Genomic DNA, 672 nt, shown 5'->3' on the forward strand with positions numbered 1-672 from the left:
GGTTCTTCGTGATCAACGTAAAACCAGAGTATCGGCAGCCCTTTTTGGACGCCAGCATCTTCCAAGCGCAAAATGTTGTCAGTGAAGAACCTGAAGTCTTTCAGTTTCATATTATGGTGGATGAAACAAACCCAAATCGTTTCTATTTCTACGAAGTGTTCAGGAACGAAGCCGCGGTCCAGGATCATTGGGAATCTGAAACTTTCAATAACTGGTTAAACACCGTCCGAAAGATGCTGGATGGTGAGATCGAACTTGTTGCCAGGATGCGCTCGCTTTTTCCGACGCCAAAAGGTTTCGAGGCGCAAAAAACAAGCCTGCTACTATGGTAAAATTAACCGACGTTTGAAGCTATCGCCGGTGCGAGAAAATTATGAGATTTGGTGCTTGTCCGCTTTGAGCTCGATGCGGACCTTCGCTGCAGTAGATCTGAACGACTGCTCAGCGGACTTTTCCGCCGGTCGCCGTTGCAGCGAAATCCGCTTCAACACGACGTCCTGTTTTCGGACCCTAACGCGGCAACGCAGCACGTTTTCCCGAAACCTGACATTCAAAGGCGTGAAACAGGCTGAAATCCAAACCTGATGGGGTGGATGGCTCCTGCTTCAACCGGCGTCGCAATGCGCCATAGTGCAGGTGTCAAAGTCTGCTTTTGAAAGGAGCCACCCCATG

The 672-nt window shown here is 49.7% G+C and carries 1 protein-coding gene; it reads left to right on the top strand.

The features are described from left to right. The coding region (locus ACR0CG_RS24035; RefSeq protein WP_480528030.1) for a putative quinol monooxygenase at window positions 1–332 on the top strand (332 nt) is incomplete at its 5' end. Between the last annotated feature and the right edge of the window lie 340 nt (window positions 333–672).

The organism is Ruegeria sp. AB8, assembly GCF_056542605.1.